At 31.2% G+C, this 4,011-nt stretch carries 4 protein-coding genes; 3 read left to right on the forward strand and 1 reads right to left on the reverse strand.

All coding sequences use genetic code 11. The annotated features are described in order from the left end of the window. Positions 1-103 precede the first annotated feature (103 nt). On the forward strand, positions 104-892 hold the full coding sequence (locus tag DIU01_RS14285) for an ABC transporter substrate-binding protein (protein ID WP_290835596.1): 789 nt from the start codon (positions 104-106) through the stop codon (positions 890-892). A gap of 46 nt (positions 893-938) precedes the next feature. Next, a complete protein-coding gene (locus DIU01_RS14290) occupies positions 939-1,724 on the forward strand; it encodes an alpha/beta hydrolase (RefSeq protein WP_290835598.1) in 786 nt (261 codons plus the stop codon). 219 nt (positions 1,725-1,943) lie between these two features. Here the strand turns inward: DIU01_RS14290 and DIU01_RS14295 are convergent, their stop codons facing one another. Then, positions 1,944-2,669 carry a DUF4197 domain-containing protein gene (locus DIU01_RS14295; RefSeq protein WP_290835602.1) on the reverse strand — a complete coding sequence of 242 codons (726 nt, stop codon included), beginning with the start codon at positions 2,667-2,669 and terminating at the stop codon, positions 1,944-1,946. A 251-nt stretch (positions 2,670-2,920) separates the two neighbouring features. Between DIU01_RS14295 and DIU01_RS14300 the strand changes: the two genes are divergently transcribed. Next, positions 2,921-4,011, forward strand: a 1,091-nt coding sequence (locus DIU01_RS14300) for a cobalamin-dependent protein (protein WP_290835600.1), incomplete at its 3' end; no start/stop codon positions are given.

Genomic DNA, 4,011 nt, shown 5'->3' on the forward strand with positions numbered 1-4,011 from the left:
ATTTTAATATTTTACCCAAAAATTTAATGATTTGGAGTGTTATTTTCGTATTGCCTATCTTACTAAGTTTGATTAAAAATATCAAACATAAAAATAATTATATATGATTGACCAACTAGGAACATTCCACACTTTTGAAACTTCTCCCAAACGAATAATTTCATTAGTTCCTTCACAAACCGAATTACTTTATGATTTGGGTTTGGAAGAAAACATCATTGCAATCACTAAATTTTGCGTGCATCCTTACCATTTAAAATCAACTAAAGAAATAATTGGTGGCACAAAAAATGTAAAATTTGATAAAATAAAAGCGCTACAACCTGATATTATTATTGCCAATAAAGAAGAAAACACATTAGAAATTGTTGAAGAATTAAGTAAGATTTGTCCGGTTTGGGTTACAGATATCGTCACTATTGAAGACAATTTAAAAATGATTCAAGACTTTGGTCAACTATTCAATAAACGTACCGAAGCACAAAAAATATCCGATAAAATTAATTTCGCTTACGCAGATTTTGTTGCGTTTATGAAAGATAAACCGTTGCAAAAAGCAGCTTATTTTATTTGGGCAAATCCTTACATGGTTGCCGGAAATAATACGTTTATCAACGAAATGTTGAAATTAAATAAGTTCGAAAATATTTATGAAAATAGGGAAGAGCGCTATCCAGAAGTAATCATCCAAAAAATGCGAATTCAAGGCGATCCAGATTATGTTTTTCTTTCATCAGAGCCTTTTCCTTTTAAAGACGAACACGCATTTGAACTTGGTCGATTTACACATCACGCCAAAACCGTTTTTGTAGATGGAGAAATGTTTTCGTGGTACGGAAGCAGAATTTTAAAAGCATTTGATTATTTTAAAACATTGCAATCGAAAATATAATTCTTACTTGTTCAACTAGATTTTGTATTTTTGACTAAAAATTAGCTTGATTTCATATACTACATACATCAATAAAGACTCCAATCAATGGGTAACTTTTGTACACGGCGCAGGAGGAAGTTCGTCGATATGGTATAAACAAATTAGAGAGTTCCATTCTAATTTTAATGTTCTTCTTTTAGATTTAAGAGGTCATGGTAGTTCTTCAAATGACGTGACAAACTTTGCAATTAAAAAATACACCTTCAAATCGATAGCGAATGATGTTCTAGAAGTATTAGATCATTTGCAGATTAAGAGTTCCCATTTTGTTGGTATTTCTTTAGGTACAATCGTTATTAGGCAACTAGCAGAAATGAATCCACAAAGAATGAAAAGTATGATCATGGGTGGAGCAATATTAAAAATGAATTTTCGATCTCAAGTATTAATGAAATTCGGTAATATCTTTAAATATGTACTTCCATACATAGTACTTTATAAGTTTTTTGCCTTCATCATTATGCCTAATAAAAACCATAAACAATCTAGGTTGTTGTTTATTAACGAAGCTAAAAAGTTGTATCAAAAAGAATTCATTCGTTGGTTTAAATTAACTGCAGAAATAAACCCAATATTAAAATGGTTTAGACAAAAAGAACTTAATATTCCAACTTTTTACATCATGGGAGCAGAAGATTATATGTTTTTGCCTTCTGTTAGAAAAGTAGTTGAAAATCATTATAAGTTTTCAACTTTGGTTGTAGTTGAAAATTGCGGACACGTAGTAAATGTTGAAAACGCCTCGGTTTTTAACAAAGAAGTAATTTTATTTATTAATAAAAATAAATAAAAAAACCAGTGCTTCTCCAAACACTGGTTCATACTTTAACTAACCTAAACCAAACAAAATAATAAATCCTCATCTATTACTTTGCAAATATCCGACGATTTTTTTAATCTATATGTTAAGATAATGTTATTCTTATGTTATTGATTATTAAAACATTGTAGAAATTATTCTACAACTTAAACCGTACGTTTTTAAAGGGTTAGAATCATATCATTGCAACTATTTTTTGTCTTGTAAAGCAAAAACTTTTTTCAACAAATCTGAACTTCTTGAATTTAAATCGGTTCTAATATTTTTCTCCTCAACTGCTACCATTTTAAAAACTCCTTCTAATGCTTTCGTCGTTGTATAATCGGTTAAATCCGGATTTACTTTTTTAACTAATGGAATAGAATTGTATTTCGTAATAATATTTGCCCAAACTTTATCAGCTCCAACTTTAGAAAATGAATTTTTTATCACCGGATTAAATTTTCCGTACAATGCCGTTGTTGTGCTGTTTTGTAAATAAGTCGTAGCCGAATTTTCATTTCCCATCAAAATGTTTTTGGCATCGTTAAAAGTCATTCCTTTTACGGCATCAACAAATATTGGTGTTGCTTCTTTAACTGCATCTTCAGCAGCTCTGTTTAAAACTTTCAAACCTTCGTCAGCTAAACTGGATAAACCAATACTTCGCAATCCTTTATCAACTTTTTGTAACTCTTCTGGAAGTAAAATTTTTACCGCAGCATTTTTATAAAATCCGTCGGTAGCCGTTAATTTTGAAACTTGTTTTGTAATTCCGTTGTTTAATGCTTCTTTCAATCCTCCAGCAATATCTAGAGTTCCAGTTCCTTGATTTAAAATTCCGGGTAATTGATTAGCAACTTGTTGCATTTCGGCACATCCAGAAACCGTTGTCCCAAAAAACAAAATCGATGCTACTAAAAGTGTCTTGTTCATTTTCATACTTATTTATTTTCGTTAATTTATAATCTTCTTGTAAACAAAGATAATGCCTCAATTAAATAATAGCACTAAAATTAAGTTAATACTGATTTTTTTATTTCAAAATTAGCTAATTATCAAATAGATACAAATTTTACCAAAAATTAAGGCTGCAGATATTTCTTAAAATAATTTCTATAGAATTAAATCGGATAAAAATTATTAAATTCGTAAATTGCACACCTAAATTCGAATAAAAATTACAAATGGAACCACAAACTCCCTATATTCCTAAAAATAAAGTAAGAATTGTTACAGCAGCTTCACTTTTCGACGGTCACGATGCTGCCATAAACATCATGCGAAGAATTATTCAGTCAACTGGTGTTGAGGTAATTCATCTTGGTCATGATAGAAGTGTTGAAGAAGTTGTAAATACTGCCATTCAAGAAGATGCTAATGCTATTGCAATGACTTCTTACCAAGGCGGACACAATGAATATTTCAAATATATGTACGATTTGCTAAAAGAAAAAGGAGCAGGTCATATCAAGATTTTTGGTGGCGGTGGTGGCGTAATTCTTCCATCAGAAATTTCAGAATTGCACGAATACGGAATAGAAAGAATTTACTCTCCAGATGATGGTCGTGCGATGGGATTGCAAGGAATGATTAACGATTTGGTTCAACGTTCAGATTATCCAATTGGTGATAAATTAACGGATGAATTAGCTCACATAGAAGATAAAAATCCAACTGCAATTGCACGATTAATTTCGGCAGCAGAGAATTTTCCAGAAATTGCAAAAGCTGCTTTTGATGAAATTCACAAGAAAAATGAAACTAATAAAATTCCGGTTTTAGGAATTACAGGAACTGGTGGAGCAGGAAAATCATCGCTAGTTGATGAATTGGTGAGAAGATTTTTAATCGATTTTCCAGAAAAAACTATCGGATTAATTTCTGTAGATCCATCAAAACGTAAAACTGGTGGTGCACTTTTAGGCGATAGAATTCGTATGAATGCCATCAATAATTCTAGAGTTTACATGCGTTCGTTGGCAACACGTCAATCGAATTTGGCTTTGTCAAAATATGTAAATGAAGCAATCGAAGTTTTGAAAGCTGCAAAATACGATATCATTATTCTAGAAACTTCTGGAATTGGTCAAAGTGATACCGAAATTATGGATCATTCTGATGTTTCACTATACGTAATGACACCAGAATTCGGTGCTGCAACACAATTGGAAAAAATCGATATGTTGGATTTTGCCGATTTAGTAGCGCTAAATAAATTTGACAAGCGTGGTGCATTAGATGCCATCCGTGATGTTAAAAAACAATACCAACGCAA

Source organism: Flavobacterium sp. (assembly GCF_003525665.1).
GTDB lineage: Bacteria > Bacteroidota > Bacteroidia > Flavobacteriales > Flavobacteriaceae > Flavobacterium.